The sequence below is a fragment of the Myxococcota bacterium genome, from assembly GCA_035498015.1.
Taxonomy (GTDB): Bacteria; Myxococcota_A; UBA9160; order SZUA-336; family SZUA-336; genus VGRW01.
Window position 1 is genome coordinate 1 of the sequence record DATKAO010000094.1, and the last position, 19,232, is coordinate 19,232.

The following is a 19,232-nucleotide window of genomic DNA, read 5'->3' on the forward strand; positions in this document are numbered from 1 at the left end:
CTCTGGACGCGCGGCGGCTCGAGCGCGCGCGCGACGAGCTCGACTTCCGCACCGAGGTCGCGGCGTCCGAGGACGTGACCGGCGTGCCCACGCTCATGCTCGGCGAGTTCCCCTTCGGCGGCATCCAGTCGCGCGAGACGATGCGGCTCGTGCTCGAGCGCTGGACGCGCAAACGGATGGCGGGGTCGCGGCCTCATGGCTGAGCCGCGCACGCGCGCTCCGCAGGGCGACGGCATCGTGCGGGTGCGGCGCGAGACGCAGGGCCGCGGCGGGAAGACCGTGACCACGATCTCGGGGCTGGGCCTCGCGTCCGACGCGCTGCGCGATCTGGCCAGCGACTTGAAGCGCCGCTGCGGCACGGGCGGCGCGGTGAAGGACTGGGTGATCGAGATCCAGGGCGACCACCGCGACGCGATCCAGGCCGAGCTCGAGAAGCGCGGCTACACCGTCAAGCTCGCCGGCGGATAGCGAGACCCGCGAGCGCCCCGAGCACGAGCAGCGCCACGCTCGGCTCGGGCACGAGGAAGGCCAGGTCGAGCCCGAGCTTCGATGACTCGACCGAGCCCGGCGCCAGAGTCACGTCGAGCAAGAGCGTCAGCGTCGTCGCGACTCCCGGAGCGAACGCGTCGGCGAGCTTCACCAGCCGGTCGTCGAGGGCGGCCGCGATCTCGGCAGCGCTCGTGAACGACTCGTCGAGCAGCACGGTCGTGCCGTCGCGCTCGAGCCGCAGGTGCAGCCCGTCGATCCCGCCGAGCGACTTGGGATCGAGGAACGCCAGCGAGATACTTTCCGGGCCCGAGCCCGACAGCGTGAAGTCGAGCTCGGTCGCGGCGTTGTAAGTCACCACGCCGGGCGCATCGCTCGCGAAGCCGAGCGACGAGAGCGCGAGCACGCGCGCGCCGTTGGCGAGCGCCGCGCCGGTGTTCGGGCTGCCTGCCGTCCAGTCGGCGACGTCGGAGGGCCGGACCTGCAGGTACGAGCGAGTCTCGGCGCCGCGCGGGAACGCGCCCAGGTCCACGCGGGTGGCGGTCTCGTTCGCCGCGACCGCGGTGTCGAGCGAGAGCGTGACGTCGGCGGGCGAGGAGACGATCGCGCCGGTGTAGGCCGGGCCGTCGAGCTGCACGTAGCTGCGCAGGCTTTCGACGTTGTAGAGGCTGAGCCTGGTGGACGCGAACTGAGTCACGGAGTTGGTGCCTGTGGCGACGGCGGTGCCGAGCAAGTCCGTGGTCGCGGGGCCGCCCACGTCGGTGGTCGCGAAAGCCGCGAAGCCCGGGTCCAGGATCACGCCGCACGAGAGGCCGGGCGCGCACGGAGCTGGGTGACTCTGCGCGCTGCCGATCGCCAGTGAATGCATGTCGGTCTGCGCGCCGAACGGCGAGCTGCCGGTTGCGAAGGCTTGCACGACCGAGTCGGATCCGCGGGCCGTCGCATAGCCGGTGAGCGGGCCGCCCCCCGAGTTCTGCGCGTTGAGCGTGCTGTCCACCTGGTAGAACCCCTGGGACGGGTCGAAGAACTGACTCGAGTCACCGCCGATCGCCTCTTGGATCAGCGTGAGTCGCCCGGATGCAGAGCCCGAGGCGCCCTGGGTGAAGGCGAAGGAAGCCCCGCCTCCATAGGCTCCGGACCCCCCGATGCTGCGCGCAATCGCCGTGGCGTCGCCGTGCGGCGCGTTGGCGAACGCTTGAGCATCGCCGAAGGCGCCGTAGTAACCCGGACTACCCGAGGCTTCGGCCATCGCGGCGGCGTTTCCGGAGTCGCTCGTCGCCGAAGCGGATGCCGAGGTGACGTAGCCCCCGTTCGCCTGCGACGGGATGTTGCCCCCCGCCGCATGCGCCACCGCGGTCGTGTCACCCAGCCCGTGCGCGGTCGCCGTGCTGTCTCCCTGGCCGCCGATCTCCGAGCCGGCGCTCCCGGCGCCACCGGCGCCGCCCGTCGCCGTCGCGCTGGCGCTCGCCGGTCCGCCGTCGTTCACGGCAGTGCTCTGCGCGCTTGCGCTCCCGCCGTCTCCGCCCGCCGCCGCGCTCGCTGCGCCGTTTCCACCCGTGGCAAGGCTCGTCGCGGAGGCGGCTCCGAAGTGGATCGACGTGTCGGCAGTCGCGTTCGCAGCGCCCCCCGCGCCCCCCGCGCCGGGACTGGCGAAAGGCGGCGCCGCGCTCGAGCCCGCCAGGCCGCCCGCGCCGCCGTTTCCCCCGATCGCCGTGGCATCGTTCGAGGCGTCGGGGTTGCCGCCCGCGGCCGCCGTGGCGTCGCCGCCCGCGCCGCCCGGCTGGCCGTCCGTGGCCTGCGGCGCCGGCGGGCTGTCGAGGCCGTTGGCGCCCGCCGCACCGTCTGGACCCGTGACCGAGAGCGAGTCGGCTCGCCCGAGCCCGGCGAGCCCGAGGACGAGCGCAATGGCAGCGAACCTGCACGGGGCCTGCATGGCGGATCCTTCGACCGGGGCCAGTGTCTCATGATTCACTCGGCAAGTCACTGACTCGGGTGCAAGCCGGCTTGCGCACCCCGATCCGTGGTAGGCTGACGGGCATGCAGGTGCGCCGGTACTCTGCGGGCTGCGGTGCGGTCGTCGAAGGCATCGACCTCGCGCACTTCTCCGAGGGCGATCGACACGAGCTGTGGAAGGCGTTCCTCGAGCACGGCGTGCTGTTCTTCGAGGGCCAGCGACTCACGCCCGAAGCTCACATCGCGCTCGCCCGCCGGCTGGGCACGATCGTGGTGAACGAGTTCTTCCCCGAGAGCAGCGCGCAGCGTGAGATCGCAGAGGTGCGCAAGGAGAAGGAGCAGCGAACCAACATCGGCGGCGGCTGGCACACGGACCACAGCTACGACGCGGAGCCGGCGCTCGGCTCGATCCTGGTCGCGCGCGAGCTGCCCGAGTCGGGCGGTGACACGCTGTTCGCGAACCTGTACGCCGCCTACGAGTCACTTTCCGACGGGCTGAAACGCACGCTCGAGGGTCTCTACGCGAAGCACTCGAACCGCCACCTGTACGGCCCCGACGGCTTCTACACCAAGAGCGACCTGGGCGCGCAGCTCAAGGCGGACGGCCGGACCAGCGAGGCCGTGCACCCGGCGGTCATCACCCACCCCGACTCGGGGCGAAAGGCGCTCTACGTGAACCCCGGACACACGCTGCGCTTCGAGGGCTGGAGCGCGGCCGAGAGCCAGTCGCTGCTGCAGTATCTCTACGCGCACGTGACCAAGCCCGAGTTCACCTGCCGCTTCCGCTGGACGCCGGGCGCGGTCGCGTTCTGGGACAACCGCTGCACCTGGCACTACGCCGTGAACGACTACCACGGCGAACGCCGGCTCATGCACCGGATCACGCTGGCGGGGTCGGCGTTGTCGTGAGGCGAATGACTCTCGCGCTGGCGCTCTGGCTGCTCGCCCCGAGCGCACGGGCGCTGCAGATCGATTCGTTCGTGACCCCGCAGACGGTGAGCAATCCGCCGCTCGGCGATTTCGCCACCGACGTGGTCACGAACCCCGCGGGAGCGGTCGCCTCGACGCGGAGTCTCCAGACTTATGGGTCGGGAGCCGACCTGCCCGTCACCGCCTCGATCGGGGGCGGCCTGTTCGAAGTCGCCCAGAGCGCGGCCGTGTCCGGCTCTCCGCGCTCGGACGGAATCATCACCTGGGACCTTCCGACGCCGCTCGACCTCACGGCCGGGGGCACGGCCGACGCGTTCGTGTTCGACGTGGCCGATCCGACCTTGCCCGCGGATCTGGCAATCATCTTGCGTTCCCCCTGCAGCCCGTCCTGCACCGGGACCGCGGGATCGGTGCTGTTCGTCCAGCTGGGCGCAGCCCGCAGCTACCGGCTGCCGTTCTCGGATTTCGGTCAGCTCTTCAGCGAGCCGGTGGACTTCGCGGCAGTGACTCAGATCTACTTCGAGGTCGACATCCTGCAGGACATGCCCGCGGGCTCGATCCGGATCGGCCCGCTGTCGACCGTCCCGGAGCCGGCCGCGCTCCTGCCCTGGCTGGCCGCTCTCGCCCTGCTGCGCCGGCGTAGAATGCCGGGCACGGAGGGCGATTCGTGTCCAATCCCGTTGCGCTGACCCTGACCGAGCTCGCGGCCCAGCTCCAGGCGAAGAAGCTCTCGCCGGTCGAGCTGATGAACGCGGTGCTCGGCCGCATCGACGCCACCAACCCCACGCTGAACGCGGTGGTGGCCATGCACCCGCGCGAGAAGCTGCTCGAGCAGGCGCGCGCCGCCGAGGCGCGCATCGCGCGCGGCGAGGGCCGGGCGCTCGAGGGCATTCCGCTGGGCGTGAAGGACCTGGAGGACACGGCCGGGCTCGTCACCTCGCACGGCTCGGTTCCCTACAAGGACAACCTCGCCGAGCGTGACTCGGTCCAGGTCGAGCGGCTGCGCGGCGCGGGCGCGATCCCGGTCGGCAAGACCAACGCGCCGGAGTTCGGCTACACCGCGATCACCAAGAACCTGGTGTTCGGCACGACGCACAGCCCCTGGAACCCCGAAGTGACCCCCGGCGGCTCGAGCGGCGGCTCGGCGGCGGCGCTGGCCGGGCTCGTGCTGCCGCTGGTGACGGCCAGCGACGGCGGCGGCTCGACGCGCATCCCCGCGAGCTTCGTGGGCGCATTCGGGCTGAAGCCGAGCTACGGCCGGATCCCGCACGATCCCTCGCGGCTCTGGTACTTCGGCGACACGGCGGTGCACGGGCCGCTCACCAAGACCGTGGCCGACAACGCGCTGTATCTCGACCTCACCTGCGGCTACGACCGGCGCGATCCCAAGTCACTCCCGCACCCGGGCTTCTCCTACCGCGCGAAGCTCGCGGAAGGCGTGCCGAAGAAGCTGCGCATCGCCTACTCGCCGGACCTCGGCTACGCGGTCGTGCAGAGCGACGTCGCGCAGGCGGTGTACGACGCCGTGCGCGTGTTCGAGAAGCTCGGTCACGAGGTGGTGGAGATTCCGGGCGGCCCGCCGAAGCTGGGCGAGGCCTGGGGCGTGTGGGGCTCGTTCGAGATGGCCGCGGCGCACCTGCACCTCCTGCCCGAGCACGAGAGCGAGTTCGTGCGCGCCAACGCGGCTGCCATGAAGGGCGCGTGGGACATGAAGCCCGAGTGGTTCAGCCAGGCCGCGCAGGCGCGGCTCGCGCTGTCGAGGTGGGCCGGGTCGGTGTTCTCGGAGTTCGACCTGCTCGTGACTCCCACCGTGCCCTACGACCCGCCGCCGGCGAAGGGGCCGTTCCCGCGCGAGACCGAGGGCCGGAAGCAGCTCGCCTGGGGCGTGGCGTCGTTCACGATCCCGTTCAATCTGTCACTTCACCCGGCGTGCTCGCTGCGCGTGGGCATCTCGCGCGCGGGGCTGCCGATCGGCCTGCAGATCGTGGCCGAGCGCCACCGCGACGAGCTCGTGCTGCAGGCCGCGCAAGCGCTCGAGCGCGAGCGCCCGGCGCACCCGCACTGGCCGGCCGTCTAGCGCACGTGCCATCCTCCCGCGCATGAAGATCGCGCTGGCCGCGGACCACGCGGGGTTCGCGTTCAAGGAGAAGCTGCTCGCCGAGCTGCGCCGCGCCGGCCACGAAGTGACTGACTTCGGCACGTCGGGCACGGAGTCGTGCGACTACCCCGACTTCGCGATCCCCGCCGTCATGAGCGTGGCCGAGGGCAAGCACGAGCGCGCGATCCTGGCCTGCACCAACGGCATCGGCATGGCCATGGTGGCCAACCGCGTGCCCGGGATCCGCGGGGCGCTGGTCTACAACGCGCGCAGCGCGGCCATGACGCGGCAGCACCACGATTCGAACGTGCTGTGTCTCGGCGCCGGGGAGTTTCCGGCCGAGACGCTGCTCGAGTGGGTGCGCACCTGGCTCTCGACCGAGTTCGAGGGCGGGCGCCACGCGCGCCGCATCGGGAAGGTCACGGCGCTGGAGCGCAAGTGACTCGCTCGGCGCTGCTGGCCGAGCTCGAGGCCGACGCCGCCTTCGTCTACCGCACGCTCTCGCCCACGCCGCAGATCGCCTGGCCGCTGCTCGCCGGGCGCGCGGGCTGCGAGGTCTGGGTCAAGCACGAGAACCACGGCCCGCTGGGCTCGTTCAAGGCGCGCGGCGGACTGACCTACGTGCGCGAGCTCTGCGCGAGTCGGCCCGCCGTGCGCGGCGTGGTCTCGGCCACGCGCGGCAACCACGGGCAGAGCGTGCCGTTCGCGGCGCGCCGGGCCGGCCTCGAGGCCACGATCGTGGTGCCGCACGGCAACAGCGTCGACAAGAACGCGGCGATCCGCGCGCTGGGCGCGAAGCTGATCGAGCACGGGCGCGACTTCCAGGAGGCCTTCGAGCACGCGCAGTCACTGGCCAAGTCACACGACCTGCACTTCTTCCCGTCATTCCACCCCTGGCTCGTGCGCGGCGTGTCGACCTGCGCGTGGGAGCTCCTGCGCGCGCAGCCGCAGCTCGACCTGCTCTACGTGCCGATCGGGCTGGGCTCGGGCGTGTGCGGGGCGCTGCGCGCGCGCGAGGCGCTCGGCTTGCGCACACGCATCGTCGGCGTGGTCGCGGAGCGCGCGCCCACGTATGCGCTGTCGTTCGAGGCGGGCCGGCCCGTGCCGACCGACTCCGCGGACACGCTGGCCGACGGGCTCGCCGTGCGCGTGCCCGACGCCGAGGCGCTCGAGCGCATCCGCGCAGGCGTGGAGCGCGTGGTGCGCGTGTCCGAAGCGGAGATCCGCTCCGCCATGCGCGCGCTGTTCAGCGACACCCACAACGTGGCCGAAGGCGCAGGCGCCGCGGCGCTGGCGGCCTGTCTGGCCGAGCGCGGCGCGCTGGCGGGCCAGCGCGTGGGCGTGATCCTCAGCGGCGGCAACGTCGACCGCGCGCTGTACGCGAGCGTCCTGTCCGAGAAGGAGTGACCGTGCGACTGACACCGATCTGTGTAGCTTCGATCCTGGCCTGCGCGGCGCTCGGCGCGCGCGCCGCCGACCCGGCGCAGAACCCATGGTTCCAGCAGGGCCGCGAGGCGCTGAAGAAGGCCGCGGCGGGGCTCCAGCCCGCGCACGCCCGGAACGCGATCCTGTTCGTCGGCGACGGCATGGGCATCGCCACCGTCACCGCCGCGCGCATCCTGGAGGGGCAGCGCCGGGGCCAGAGCGGCGAGGAGAACCGGCTCTCGTTCGAGACACTGCCCTACACGGCGTTCTCGAAGACCTACGAGGTCGACTTCCAGGTCGGCGAGTCTGCGGGCACCATGACCGCCATGATGACCGGCGCGAAGACGCGGGGCGGCGTGCTGGGCGTCGATGAGAGCGTGAAGCGCGGTGACTTCGCAGGCGCGCAGGCCGGCTCGCTGCCCACTCTGCTCGAGCGGGCCGAGGACCGCGGCTTGTGGACCGGCGTGGTCACCACCACCACGATCACGCACGCGACCCCGGGCGGCTGCTACGCGCACACGCCCGAGCGGAACTGGGAGGACGACTCGCTCGAGTCTCCGGGCGCACGCGCGGCGGGCTTCCCCGACATCGCGCGCCAGCTGGTCGAGTTCGCGCACGGCGACGGCATCGAGGTCGCCCTGGGCGGCGGCCGCGCCCACTTCACGCCGCGGGCGCGGGGCGCGCAGCTCGGCCGCACGGACGGCCGCGACCTGATCGCGGAGTGGCGCAAGCGCTTCGCGGGCGGCGCGTTCGCGGGCACGCGCGACGAGCTGCTCGCGGTCGACGCGAAGCACGCGCGCTACCTGCTGGGTCTGTTCACGCCCGAGCACATGAGCTTCGAGGGCGACCGCGCACGGGTGACTCCCGCGGCCGAGCCCTCGCTCTCCGAAATGACCGCCAAGGCGCTCGACCTGCTCACGCAGAGCCCCAAGGGCTTCTTCCTCATGGTCGAGGGCGGGCGCATCGACCACGGCCACCACGCGGGCAACGCGCAGCGCGCGCTCGGCGAGACGATCGAGTTCGCCAAGGCCGTGTCGGTCGCGCTCGAGAAGACCAAGAGCAGCGACACGCTGATCGTGGTCACTGCCGACCACAGTCACACGCTGAGCATCTCGGGCTACCCCAAGCGCGGCAACCCGATCCTGGGCCTGGTGGTGGGATCGAACGGCGAGGGCGCGCCGAGCGACGAGCCGGCCAAGGACCTGGCCGGGCGCCCGTACACCACGCTGAACTACGCCAACGGCCCGGGCTACACGGGGAGGTCCGACGTGCAGCCCGAGGGCTCGAAGAAGTTCCCGCACCGGCCCACGAGCGCCGAGGGCGTGAAGGCCGGCCGCCCCGAGCTCACGCAGCAGACGGTCGAGGACCCGGGGTATCTGCAGGAGGCGGTGCTGCCGCTGCCCGCCGAGACGCACGGCGGCGAGGACGTGCCCATCTACGCCGGCGGCCCGGGCGCGGCGGTCTTCCACGGTGCGCAGGAGCAGAACTTCATCTACCACGCGATCGCCGCGGCGCTCGGTCTCGCGACACCGTAGTGTGTAGCCGGTGAGCGACTGCGACGTCGCGGTGATCGGCGGAGGGGTGATCGGCGTCGCCACGGCGCGCGCGCTGGCCGAGCGCGGCGCGCGCGTGGTGTTGCTCGAGCGCGGCGAGCTGTGCTCGGGCGCCTCGTACGGCAACGCCGGCTGGGTCTCGCCGAGTCACGGCACGCCGCTGCCCGCGCCGGGCGTGGTGGGCCAGGCGCTGCGCTGGCTGTTCGACCCCGAGAGCCCCTTCTACGTGAAGCCGCGCGCTTCGCTCGAGCTCGCGCGCTGGCTGATCGGCTTCCTGCGCGCCTCGAGCGCCGCACGCGCGGCCGAGACCATGCGGCTCAACCGCGAGCTGATCGTCTCGAGCCTGCACGAGTACGAGAAGCTGGGCGCCGAGCTGGGCGACGACTTCGGCTTCGCGCAGCGCGGGCTCGTGGTCGCCTGCGAGTCCGACCCGGGGCTGGCCAAGGCGAGACACGAGCTCGAGTCGCTCGAGCGCCTGGGCGGCACGGGACGCGTGCTCTCGGCCGAGGAGCTGCGCGCGGCGCTGCCGGCGGCCTCGCGGTCGCTGCGCGGCGGCGTGCGTTTCCCCGAAGACGCGCACCTCGACCCCGAGCGCCTGGTCCGGGCGTTCGCGCGCCGCGCGACCGCCCTGGGCGCGCAGATCGAGACCGGCCAGGAGGTGCTGGCCTTCGAGCGCGCGGGCCGGCGCATCACGCGCGTGGTCGCCACGAAGGGTGACTTCCGCGCCGACCAGGTCGTGCTCGCCGCGGGCGCGTGGTCGCCGGTGCTGGCCGCCGGGCTCGGCCTGCGGCTGCCCGTGCAGGCGGCCAAGGGCTACAGCGTGACCGTGCAGGCCGGGCCCGAGCCCGTCGCGGAGCCCGTGCTCTTGTTCGAGGCCAAGGTGGCAGTGACTCCGCTGGGCGAGCGGCTGCGCTTCGCGGGCACGCTCGAGCTGGCCGGGCTCGACCTCGCGGTGAACGCGCGCCGAGTCGGGGCGATCCTGCGCGCGGCCGAGCGCTTCCTGCCCGGGCTGGCAGGCGGCGCCCGGCTCGAGACCTGGCGCGGGCTGCGGCCCCTGTGTCCCGACGACCTGCCGATCCTCGGCCGGCCGCGCGCGCTCGAGAACCTGGTGATCGCGACCGGTCACGGCATGAGCGGCATCTCGCAGGCGCCGACGACCGCGCGCCTGGTGGCCGAGCTGTGTCTGGGCGGCGCGCCCGGCCTGCCGCTCGCCCCGTTCTCGCCGGACCGCTTCGCATGAGCGAGATCTTCACTGCGGGTCACTCGAACCGCAGTGCGGAAGAGCTGCTGGCGCTGCTCGCCGAATCCGGAGTGACTCACGTGGCCGACGTGCGCCGCTACCCCGCCTCGCGCCGCTACCCGCAGCACTCGCGCGAGCGACTCAGCGCCTCGCTCGCCGGCGCGGGCATCGGGTACGCGTTCTTCGGCGACGCGCTGGGCGGCAGGCGCGAGGCCACGACGCCGCGCGCCGCCTCGCGCAACGGCGCCTGGTCCGACCCGGCGCTGCGCGCCTTCGCCGATGCGCTCGACACGCCGGAGCTCGAGGCCGGGCTGGGGCGTCTCGCCGAGCTGGCGCGCGCGCAGCCCACGGCGTTCCTGTGCGCCGAGCGCGACTGGCGCAGCTGCCACCGGCAGCTGATCGCGGATGTGCTGGTCGCGCGGGGCTGGCGCGTCACGCACCTGGTGCGTCCGGGCGAGCGCGAGTCGCACCGGCTGCATGCGGCCGCGCGGCTCGAGGGCGGCCGCATCTCGTACCCGTCGCTGCTCTAGGGTACGCTGCCGTTCCCCGAGGAGCCCCGCCGATGACCCGCCGATCCGCTGCCCGCCCCGCGCTCGCGCTCGCGTTCGCCGCCCTGCTCGTCGCCGCGTGCTCGCGCGGTCACGAGGCGCCCAAGCCGGTGGCGGGCCGCACGCTGGCACAGATCTGGCCCGACATTCTCGAACAGCGCGACGTGATCCACGCGGGGTTCGCCAAGCCCCTCGAGGAGGTGACTCACCAGGATTGCGCCGACGTCGACGCCGCCGCGCGCAAGATCGACGCGCTGACCAGCGAGCTCGGCGGCGCGCTCGTGCCCCTGAAGCTCGACCCGGGCCGTATGCGCGCCCTGGGCAACGCCGTGAGCAGCCTGTCCGCGGTCACGCAGCAGATCCGCGAGACCGCGCTCGCCGAGGCTCCGGGCGCCTGGCCCCGGCTGCGCTTCCCGCTCGACGCGAGCCTGCGCGCCTTCGAGAACTTCTTCAGCGCCGACGACCTCGGCCACCAGAGCGTGACCCTGCGCCCCGGCTTCGAGACCGCGCCCCTGCCTGCGCCTCTGTCCCCGATCTGAGCTACTTCGCTCGCCTGCGGCTCGCTGCCGGTCGCCGGCCCGACTTCGACAGCGCGATGATTCGCTCCCATTGCGCGGGCTCGACAGGCATCACGGACAGGCGTGACTGACTCACCAGGCGCAGCTCGGCCAGCGCCGAGTCGGACTTGATCGCGTCGAGCGACACGGGTGACTCGAGCGGCCTCACCGCGGCCAGCTCCACCGCGAGCCAGCGCGCGTCGTCGGCGGTCGGGTCGGGGAACGCCGCGCGAGTCACGCTGGCGATGCCCACGACCTCGGCGTCGTGCGAGTGGTAGAAGAACACCAGGTCGCCGGGCGCCATCGCGGCCAGGAAGTTTCGCGCCTGCGGGTTGCGCACGCCGTCCCAGGTCGTCTTCCCGTCGGCCACGAGCTGCGAGAACGGGTAGACCTCCGGCTCCGACTTCAGGAGCCAGTGACCCTTGGCCATCAGGAGATCTTTCGCACCCGCTCGGGCAGCTGCTTGGCCACGCGGATGATCGGGATGCCGGTCTGCGTGCCGAGATACATTTCGTGCATGGCGCGCGGCATGTCCTCGAACGCGTACACTTCCTTGTGTAGCGTGGGCTTGAACACCACGCCGTACAGCTCGGTCGCGGCGGCGCAGCCCTCGATCGTCTCGTAGTGGGTGTGGTCGATCGTGACTTGCTTCACCGACATGAGCGTCGAGTTGTACGAGACCTGCTGCGAGAGCTGCCAGCCGGCCGACACGTTCACGCCGCAGCGCGCCGACACGGTGAGCCCGGCCTCGAAGCACGCGCCGCGCAGCATGTCGCACACCAGGTGCATGTTCACGCCGCCGGTGAGCTTGCGGCACTCGGCCGAGAAGGCGCGCACGTCGTCGCGCGTCGCGAAGCGGTTGAACGCCTTCTGGTCGATGCCGACGATGCCCTGTTTCTCCAGCGCGGCGCGGCGCTCGGGCGAGCCGGAGCAGAAGAAGGCGTGGTGACCCTCGGCCTTGGCGAGCATGAGAAACAGCTCGCCCACGCCGCCGCCGAACGACAACACGTTCAGCCGCCGCAGGCGCTCGTCGGACACCTTGACGCGGAAGATGCCGAGCGCGCGGCGCCACAGGTGATAGGCGGTGGGGGCGCGCAGCGGCAGCGCGGCCATCTCCCACAGCGACAGGCCGCAGTCGAGCGGCGCCGGCACGAGCTGCCAGTCACCGACCACGGCCTCTTCGCCGTACCAGCCGATCGAGTCCGGCTGGTCGTAGGCCCAGATGCGCTGCGGGAAGCCGTAGACGTCGGGGTCGCCGTTGCAGTGTGTGAGCGCGATGTCGCCCGCCTTGAAGCGCTTCACCTCGGCGCCCACCGAAAGCACCTCGCCCAGCGCGGAGTTGCCGGGATAGATCTTGCCGCCGCGGCGCGCTGCGATGCCGTCAGTGTCTGCCAGGATCGCGTGATCCACGTTGTGCTCGCCCGACACCGCGAGGATGCGCAGGTGCACGTCGCGCGGCCCCATGGCCCGCAGCTCGAGCCGGTCGAGCTTCAAAATGTTCGCGAAATCGATCTTCGAGACGTCGCCGCCGACGCGTTCTTTCTCGGCGGTGATGTCGGTCGCACTGATGGAATAGGCCTTCACCATGGCGCGCATGATGAATGTCCTCCGGGGATCCAGCAAGCGTGCGTTATGATCCCGGCGTGAGCGACGAGACGAAGGTCCGTCGACTTCTTCCGAGCGAAGTCGCAGCGCAGATCCAGGCCAAGATTCTCGACGGGTCATTCGCCCCTGGCGACCGGCTACCGCCCGAGCGCGAGCTGGCGTCGCGCATGCACGTGAACCGCAGCTCGGTGCGCGAGGCGCTGAAGAAGCTCGAGGAGCTGCGCCTGGTCGACATACAGCAGGGCTCCGGCACGCGCGTGCGCGCCAAGGAGCAGGCCAGCTTCGAGCTGGTCTGGACCATGGTGTTCCCCGCCGGCCCCGAGAACGCGGACTGGATCCGCGAGCTGCTCGAGCTGCGCGAGGTGCTCCTGCCCGGCGTGCTGAAGCTGGCGCTGGCGCGCGGCACTGACTCGGAGATCGAGCACGCCGTCGCCGAGATCAAGCGCGTGGCCGATCCGAGCCTCGGCGCCGAAGACTTCGTGGATGGCCTGCGCGAGCTGCAGGGCGTGATCGCCAAGCTGAGTCACAACCGGGTGATGCTCTTGCTCGCGAACTCGATGATGCGCTTCCTCGCCCAGCGGGAGCTCGTGCACGACATGCTCCAGCTGGTGCAGGACCGCCGCGCCCTGCTGCCCTTGCTGCAGCGTTTCGCCATCGCCGTCGCGGCGCGCGACGCCGATACGGCGCACCGCGCCGCGCGTGAGATCCTGCGCCGCGTGACCCAGCTGGTGCTGGCGGCCGCCGAAAACGGCCCCGGCGCGCGGCCCCCGCTGTCCGAGGATAGTTGACCCTGCGCACCTCGCGCGATAAAACCGAAGCCGTTCCCCCCAACCGCACAAGCGAGGAGCAGGCCCCGATGAAAGCCCGCACCAGGCGCCGCCCCGGGGCCGCGAAGAGCTCGATCGAGTTCTTCAAAGGGTTTCTCAAGAATCCGCGCGAGGTTGGCTCGGTGATTCCCAGCTCGCGCTTTCTCACGCGCCGCACGCTCGAGTGCGGCGACGTGCGCGACGCGCGCGTGATCGTCGAGCTCGGCCCCGGCACGGGCGTGCTGACTCGCCACGCGCTCGAGCACATGCGCCCCGACGCGAAGCTGGTGGCGATCGAGATCTCGAGAGACTTCTGCCAGGTGCTGCGCGCCGAGTTTCCCGACCCGCGCCTGCACGTGCACCACGGCAGCGCGACCGAGATCCAGGACGCGCTGGCGAAGATCGGCGAGACGCACGCCGACCTCGTGATGTCCGGCATTCCCTTCTCCACGCTCGAGCGCGGCGTCGGGCTCGCGACGCTGCGCGCCGCCAAAGCCGTGCTCGCGCCGGGCGGCCGCTTCGTCGCGTATCAGTTCCGCAGCAAGGTGCGCGACTTCGGCGAGCCCGTGTTCGGCACGCGCGCCGAGACGCACAGCGGCTTCTGGAACGTGCCTCCCATGAGAATCTACGTGTGGAGGCAAGCCGAGTCACCGGCGTGAGGGTCGAGTTTCCGGGCGGCCCCGACACGCTCGCCGGCGAGCTCGCGCTGCCCGAGCGCTCCGCGCCCGTCTCCGGCGTCGTGATCCTGCACGACGTCTGGGGCCTGGGCGACCTGTACCGCGGGATCGCGAAGCGCCTGGCCGCGGCCGGCTACGCGGCGCTCGCGCTCGACTTGTACGCGCGCGGCGAGCGGCCCGGCAGCCCGGCCGACATGCCGGGAGTCATGCGCTTCATGCACGCGCTGCCCGACCGGCGCGTGCTCGCCGACGTACAGGCCGCGCTGGACTGGCTGCGGGCGCGGCCCGAGGTCGCCGGCCGGCCCGTCGGCCTCACCGGCTTCTGCATGGGCGGCAAGTACACGTTCCTCGCCGCGAGTCACTGCCGCGGCCTCGCCGCCGCGGTCGCGTGGTACGGCATGCTGCGCGCGCCGTCGCTCGACCGCGAGAACCCCGAGCACGCGCTCGACGCGCTCGAACGCGTGCGCTGCCCGGTGCTCGGGCTGTTCGGCGCGGAGGACGCGCTGATCCCGCTGGCCGACGTCGACGAGCTGCGCGCGCGCGCCGCGACCGGCCGCCTGCCGCTCGAGGTCGTGGTGTATCCGGGTGCGGGCCACGCATTCGCCAATGAGATGCGGCCCGAGACCTACCGCAAGCCCGCCGCCGACGACGGCTGGCGCCGCGCGCTCGACTTCTTCGCGAAGCACCTCGCCCCGCGCTGAGCTAGAATCCGCGAGTCACCGGGGGGGAACGTGTCGGAAGCTGCGGTCTACGTGGCCGCGCAGCGCGCGCCGACGCCGAACGTCGACGAAGTCGCGCTCGCGGAGCTGCACGACTCGGAAGAGATCGAGGTCACGACCGACGACGGTTGGACGCTCGTGATCACGCGCTACCGCCCGCGCCCGCAACCGTTCGCACAGCCGCTGCGCGACGTGCCGCTGCTCCTGGTGCACGGCTACACGCAGAACCGCCGCGCGTGGAGCGCGGGTGAGTTCGTGAAGAACATGCTGTTCTTCGGCGCCGACCTGTTCCTGCTCGAGCTGCGCGGTCACGGCAAGAGCTCGCCCGAGCTCACGCGCCGGCGGGCGCGCGAGGCGGGCGTCGCGCAGCCCCCCGACACCGACTACCGCTGGGACCTCGACTCGCACCTGTTGTTCGACCTGCCGGCCGCGGTCGCCGCGGTGAAGCGCGCGTCGGGCCGCGACAAGATCTTCTACTGCGGTCACTCGCTGGGCGGGATCCTCGGCTACGCGTACGCGACGCTGTTCGACGACCTGCTCGGGCTGATCACGATCGGCGCGCCGTCCGACTTCGGGCACCTGCCGCTGTGGCTGCGCGCGCTCTCGTTCGGCCCCCCGCTCGTGTTTCCCGTGGTGGACCTGGCGCTCGCGGGCGCGAACGCGGCGCGGCTCGCCGGCCGTACCTTGCGCCGCTTGCCGGGCATGCGCCCGCCAGCGCACGGCTTCCGGCCCTGGCGCTTCCGCCGCCTGCCGTTCCGGGCCGCCTTCCGCTGGCTCGAGCAGAACCTGCGCGGCGCCGTCCACGCGCCGCTCACTGGCCAGATGCCGTTCAGCCGGCCGCTGCTCTACCAGCCGCGCAACGTGGCGCTGGGCGCGCTGCGGCCGCTCCTGCGCGAGGGCGCCAACGACGAGCCGCGCGCCACGCTCGAGCAGCTCGCGCGCTGGGCGCGGCGCGGCGAGCTCACCAGCCCGGCGCTGCGCCACGACATCGCGGCGGCGTTCCCGCGCATCCACGTGCCGCTCGCGATCTTCTTCGGCGACGAGGACCCGCTCGCCTCGGTCGAGACCACGCGCAACGTCTACCGCGCGGCCTCGAGTGACTACCTCTTGTGGCGCCCGGTGCGCGGCAACAGTCACTTGGAGCTCACCATGGGCTACGACATCCGGCAGATCTGCTACGACGTGAAGAACCTGATGACCTACGCCCTCGACCACGAGGGAGTCACGGCGGCCGCGCCGCGGCGCCGACGTGCGCGCTAGAGCGCGCGCCGGCAGACCGATCGGAAGGTGCGGCCTGCGCAAGCGGGGCGCGATCCCCCCGGCGCCGGCCCCCCGCGCGCGCGCGCCGCAGCAGTTTGATGCACCGTGCGCTTTTCGGCCTCATCGCCTTGACCCGCAATTGGGCCGCGAGTAACCATCCCGCGCGTCTCATGGGATCGGGGAAGCGGACCGCCGTTGGGCTTAGTGTGGCCGTCGTCTGCGCCGTCGTGTTCACCGCCGGAGCGACGTCGATCTACCAGTACACGCCGGAGGAGGCCTCCGGGCCCGAGCAGCCGATCTCGTTCAATCACCAGATCCACGCCGGCGCGATCACCGACGGGAACCTGGGCATCCCGTGCCTGTACTGTCACGGCCCGGCCGAGCGCGGCTGGAACGCAGCCGTGCCCGCCGTCTCGGTGTGCATGGGCTGTCACCAGTACGTGAAGCAGGGGCGCACACCGGGCTCCGAGGCCGAGATCGCCAAGATCCACGAGTACTACGACAAGCACGAGTCGATCCCGTGGGTCCGCGTCCACAAGCTGCCCGACTACGTGCAGTTCAAGCACATGCGTCACGTGCAGGCCGGCATCCAGTGCCAGGAATGCCACGGGCAGGTGCAGGACCTGAAGCGCGTGTATCTCGTGCCGCAGACGCGCATGACCAAGCGCAGCTTCTTCCTGCCCACGCAAAAGCTCGAGATGGGCTGGTGCATGGAGTGTCACCTACAGCGCGGTGCGACCGACGACTGCGTCGCCTGTCACTACTAGCGCGGGGACCGAGACGAAGATGCCGGAGATCGATCGCCGAGACTTCCTGAAGATCGCGGGCCTGACCGCCGGGGCCGCGGCCGCCACGGCGTGCAGCGAGCCCGTGCACAACATCTTCCCGTACGTGCAGCAGCCCGACGAGGTGACTCCGGGCATCGCGACCTACTACAACTCGACCTGCCGCGAGTGCTCGGGTGGCTGCGGCATCCGCGTGAAGACGCGCGAGGGCCGGCCGATCAAGGTCGACGGCAACCCCGACCACCCGCTCTCGAAGGGCCGGCTGTGCGTGCGCGGCGAGTTCGGCCACATGCGCACCTTCGACGCCGCGCGCTTCAAGGGCCCGATGAAGCGCGGCGCGGACAAGTCACTGCAGCCCGTCTCGTGGGACGAGGCCATGGGGCTGTTCGTCGACGCGCTGAAGAAGGCGGGCAACAAGAGCGTGTTCGTCGGCGGCGCCGAGACCGGCACGCAGGACGCGCTGATCGACCAGGCGCTGGCCGCGATCGGCTCGCCGCGCCGGCTGCGCTTCGAGCCGTTCGCCTACGAGGCGCTGCGCAGCGGCGACCAGATCGTGTTCGGCAGTGACGCCGTGCCGCAGTTCAAGATCGGCGCGGCCGACGTGCTGATCGCGTTCGGCACCGACTTCATCGAGACCTGGCTCTCGCCGCTCTCGAACCAGATCGCGTTCACGGAAGCGCGCAAGGAAGGCAAGGGCTACGCGATCTTCGTCGGCCCGCGGCTCGGTCTCTCGGGCGGGAACACCGACCAGTGGCTCGCGCCGAACCCGGGTACCGAGGCGCTGGTCGCGATCGCGCTCGCCAGCGAGGTCGCCAAGAAGAAGGGCGGCGCGCCCGAGTCACTGCGCGGCCTGCTCGGCAAATACTCGGCCGCGGGCGTGGCCGAGAAGACCGGCGTGCCGCAGGCCACGCTGGAGAGCGTCGCCGCGCGCATCGCGGCGGCGTCGGCGCCGCTGGCGCTGCCGCCCGGCGTCGAGGTGCAGGGCACGAACGCCGCGCGCTTCGCCGCGGCGGTGCAGATCCTGAACGTCGTCTCTGGCGCGGTCGGCAAGACCGTCGTGTTCGGCCCCGACCACAACCTGGGCAAGCTCTCGCGCTTCGCGGACCTGTCGGAGCTGGTGGGCAAGATGCGGGGCGGCGAGGTCGGCCTCTTGATGGTGCACGGCGTGAACCCGGCCTACAGCGCGCCGCAAGTGGGCCTCGCCGACGCGCTCAAGTCCGGGAACGTCTTCACCGTGAGCTTCGCGTCGGCGCCCGACGAGACTTCGGCGCTGGCGGACCTGGTGCTGCCCGACAACACGTCGTTCGAGTCGTGGGGCGACGCGGAGCCGGTGCGCGGCGTGCGCACGCTGCAGCAGCCCACGGTGCGCCCGCTGTTCGACACGCGGCCGACCGTCGACGTGCTGCTCGACGCGGCGCGCGCGCTGGGCGGGAACGTGCCCGCCGGCAGCTTCCGCGACCTGTTGATCGCCGCCTGGGGCGGCCGCGTGGCCTTCGACACCGCGCTCGGCCGCGGCGGTGACTGGAAGGAAGTGTCTGCCACCGGTGTCTCGGTCGCCGCGGCCGCGGGCTCGCTCGACCTCGAGCCGGCCATGCTGGTCGGCACGGCCACTGACCCGGTGCTCGTCGTGTACCCGTCGCACCACCTGTACGACGGCCGTCTCTCGCGCGTGCAGGCGCTGCACGAGGTGCCCGACCCGGTCACGAAGACCATGTGGGGCAGCTACGCAGAGCTCCACCCCGAGACCGCCAACGTGCTCGACGTCGAGCTCGGCGACGTGCTGAAGGTGAAGACCGAGGCCGGCGAGATCCAGGTCATCGCCTACCCGCACGAGGCCGTGCGCCCGGGCGTGATCGCGATCCAGGTGGGCCGCGGCCAGCTGCCGCGCGACCCGAGCGCACCGCTCGACCCGCACTCCTACTGGCAGCGCGACGTGATCGGCGCGAACGCCTATTCGCTCATCCCGGCCAAGCTCGACCCGCAGAGCGGCGCGCTGGCCTGGCTGTCGACTCACGCCACGGTCACGAACACCAAGGGCCGCGCGCCGGTGATCCGCACGCAGCTCACCTTCGACCAGGAAGGCCGCGGCTTCGCCCGCGCAGTGACCGTCGGCGCGCTCTCCGAGGCGGAGCAGCACCACGGCGAGTCACACGAAGAAGGCCACGAGCACCACACGCTGGGCGCCTCGTCCAACCCGCGCCGGCTGCGCCCGCTGCCGCTGCAGGGCAGCGCCGACCACCTGGTCACGAAGGCCTACGACCCCGCGAAGGACGCGCACCCCGACAGCCCGTACCGCTGGGGCATGTCGATCGACCAGGACGCCTGCACCGGCTGCAACGCCTGCATGGCGGCCTGCATCACCGAGAACAACATCCCGGTGGTCGGCCCGGACAACATCCGCATCGGGCGCGAGATGCACTGGATCCGCATCGAGCGCTACGTCGAGGTGGCCGACGACCGCGAGGTCGACGTGCGGCACACGCCGCTCATGTGCCAGCACTGCGGCGCCGCGCCGTGTGAGTCGGTGTGTCCGGCGCTCGCGACCTACCACTCCAAGGAAGGCCTGAACGTGATGGTCGAGAACCGCTGC

At 71.9% G+C, this 19,232-nt stretch carries 20 protein-coding genes; 17 read left to right on the forward strand and 3 right to left on the reverse strand.

Translation table 11 applies throughout. The features are described 5' to 3' along the window. Together VMR86_08035 and VMR86_08040 are read left to right on the forward strand one after the other, a co-directional pair. Positions 1-203: hypothetical protein (locus VMR86_08035; GenBank protein HTO06997.1), on the forward strand; the 203-nt coding region annotated here is incomplete at its 5' end. Next, a complete protein-coding gene (locus VMR86_08040) occupies positions 196-468 on the forward strand; it encodes a hypothetical protein (GenBank protein HTO06998.1) in 273 nt (90 codons plus the stop codon). The genes VMR86_08035 and VMR86_08040, both read left to right, overlap by 8 nt. Here VMR86_08040 and VMR86_08045 read toward each other — a convergent pair. Next, on the reverse strand, positions 449-2,419 hold the full coding sequence (locus tag VMR86_08045; GenBank protein ID HTO06999.1) for a PEP-CTERM sorting domain-containing protein: 1,971 nt from the start codon (positions 2,417-2,419) through the stop codon (positions 449-451). The two genes, VMR86_08040 and VMR86_08045, sit on opposite strands and share 20 nt — an antisense overlap. A gap of 104 nt (positions 2,420-2,523) precedes the next feature. Between VMR86_08045 and VMR86_08050 the strand changes: the two genes are divergently transcribed. Genes VMR86_08050 through VMR86_08090 form a run of 9 tightly spaced genes read left to right on the forward strand, consistent with a single transcriptional unit; the run spans position 2,524 to position 10,772 of the window. Beyond that, a complete protein-coding gene (locus VMR86_08050) occupies positions 2,524-3,348 on the forward strand; it encodes a TauD/TfdA family dioxygenase (protein HTO07000.1) in 825 nt (274 codons plus the stop codon). A 5-nt stretch (positions 3,349-3,353) separates the two neighbouring features. Next, positions 3,354-4,058 carry a hypothetical protein gene (locus tag VMR86_08055; GenBank protein HTO07001.1) on the forward strand — a complete coding sequence of 235 codons (705 nt, stop codon included), beginning with the start codon at positions 3,354-3,356 and terminating at the stop codon, positions 4,056-4,058. After that, positions 4,037-5,446, forward strand: a complete 1,410-nt coding sequence (locus VMR86_08060) for an amidase (protein HTO07002.1) — start codon at positions 4,037-4,039, stop codon at positions 5,444-5,446. The genes VMR86_08055 and VMR86_08060 overlap by 22 nt, the downstream gene beginning before the upstream one ends. 22 nt (positions 5,447-5,468) lie before the next feature. Beyond that, entirely contained in the window at positions 5,469-5,909 is a 441-nt protein-coding gene (rpiB, locus tag VMR86_08065) for a ribose 5-phosphate isomerase B (protein ID HTO07003.1), read from the forward strand. Further along, a complete protein-coding gene (locus VMR86_08070) occupies positions 5,906-6,874 on the forward strand; it encodes a threonine dehydratase (protein ID HTO07004.1) in 969 nt (322 codons plus the stop codon). The genes rpiB and VMR86_08070 overlap by 4 nt, the downstream gene beginning before the upstream one ends. 2 nt (positions 6,875-6,876) lie before the next feature. Next, positions 6,877-8,427, forward strand: coding sequence for an alkaline phosphatase (locus VMR86_08075; protein ID HTO07005.1), 1,551 nt, complete (start codon positions 6,877-6,879; stop codon positions 8,425-8,427). Positions 8,428-8,437: 10 nt separating this feature from the next. Further along, on the forward strand, positions 8,438-9,685 hold the full coding sequence (locus VMR86_08080) for an FAD-dependent oxidoreductase (GenBank protein ID HTO07006.1): 1,248 nt from the start codon (positions 8,438-8,440) through the stop codon (positions 9,683-9,685). After that, entirely contained in the window at positions 9,682-10,215 is a 534-nt protein-coding gene (locus VMR86_08085; GenBank protein HTO07007.1) for a DUF488 domain-containing protein, read from the forward strand. Before VMR86_08080 ends, VMR86_08085 begins: the two co-directional genes overlap by 4 nt. A 32-nt stretch (positions 10,216-10,247) precedes the next feature. Next, entirely contained in the window at positions 10,248-10,772 is a 525-nt protein-coding gene (locus VMR86_08090; protein HTO07008.1) for a hypothetical protein, read from the forward strand. Position 10,773: 1 nt separating this feature from the next. On the opposite strand, the gene VMR86_08095 is transcribed toward VMR86_08090, so the two are convergent. Together VMR86_08095 and VMR86_08100 are read right to left on the reverse strand one after the other, a co-directional pair. Further along, positions 10,774-11,220: an EVE domain-containing protein gene (locus VMR86_08095; GenBank protein HTO07009.1), complete on the reverse strand. Its 447-nt coding sequence runs from the start codon at positions 11,218-11,220 to the stop codon at positions 10,774-10,776. Further along, entirely contained in the window at positions 11,220-12,386 is a 1,167-nt protein-coding gene (locus VMR86_08100) for a zinc-binding dehydrogenase (protein HTO07010.1), read from the reverse strand. The genes VMR86_08095 and VMR86_08100 overlap by 1 nt, the downstream gene beginning before the upstream one ends. 47 nt (positions 12,387-12,433) lie before the next feature. Between VMR86_08100 and VMR86_08105 the strand changes: the two genes are divergently transcribed. From VMR86_08105 to VMR86_08130, 6 genes are all read left to right on the forward strand, one after another. After that, positions 12,434-13,183, forward strand: a complete 750-nt coding sequence (locus VMR86_08105; protein HTO07011.1) for a GntR family transcriptional regulator — start codon at positions 12,434-12,436, stop codon at positions 13,181-13,183. 68 nt (positions 13,184-13,251) lie between these two features. Further along, a complete protein-coding gene (locus VMR86_08110) occupies positions 13,252-13,860 on the forward strand; it encodes a methyltransferase domain-containing protein (protein HTO07012.1) in 609 nt (202 codons plus the stop codon). Beyond that, entirely contained in the window at positions 13,857-14,579 is a 723-nt protein-coding gene (locus VMR86_08115; protein HTO07013.1) for a dienelactone hydrolase family protein, read from the forward strand. Before VMR86_08110 ends, VMR86_08115 begins: the two co-directional genes overlap by 4 nt. Before the next feature lie 30 nt (positions 14,580-14,609). Then, positions 14,610-15,857 carry an alpha/beta fold hydrolase gene (locus VMR86_08120; protein HTO07014.1) on the forward strand — a complete coding sequence of 416 codons (1,248 nt, stop codon included), beginning with the start codon at positions 14,610-14,612 and terminating at the stop codon, positions 15,855-15,857. 206 nt (positions 15,858-16,063) lie between these two features. Beyond that, entirely contained in the window at positions 16,064-16,624 is a 561-nt protein-coding gene (locus tag VMR86_08125) for a cytochrome c3 family protein (GenBank protein HTO07015.1), read from the forward strand. 19 nt (positions 16,625-16,643) lie between these two features. Further along, positions 16,644-19,232, forward strand: a 2,589-nt coding sequence (locus VMR86_08130) for a molybdopterin-dependent oxidoreductase (protein ID HTO07016.1), incomplete at its 3' end; no start/stop codon positions are given.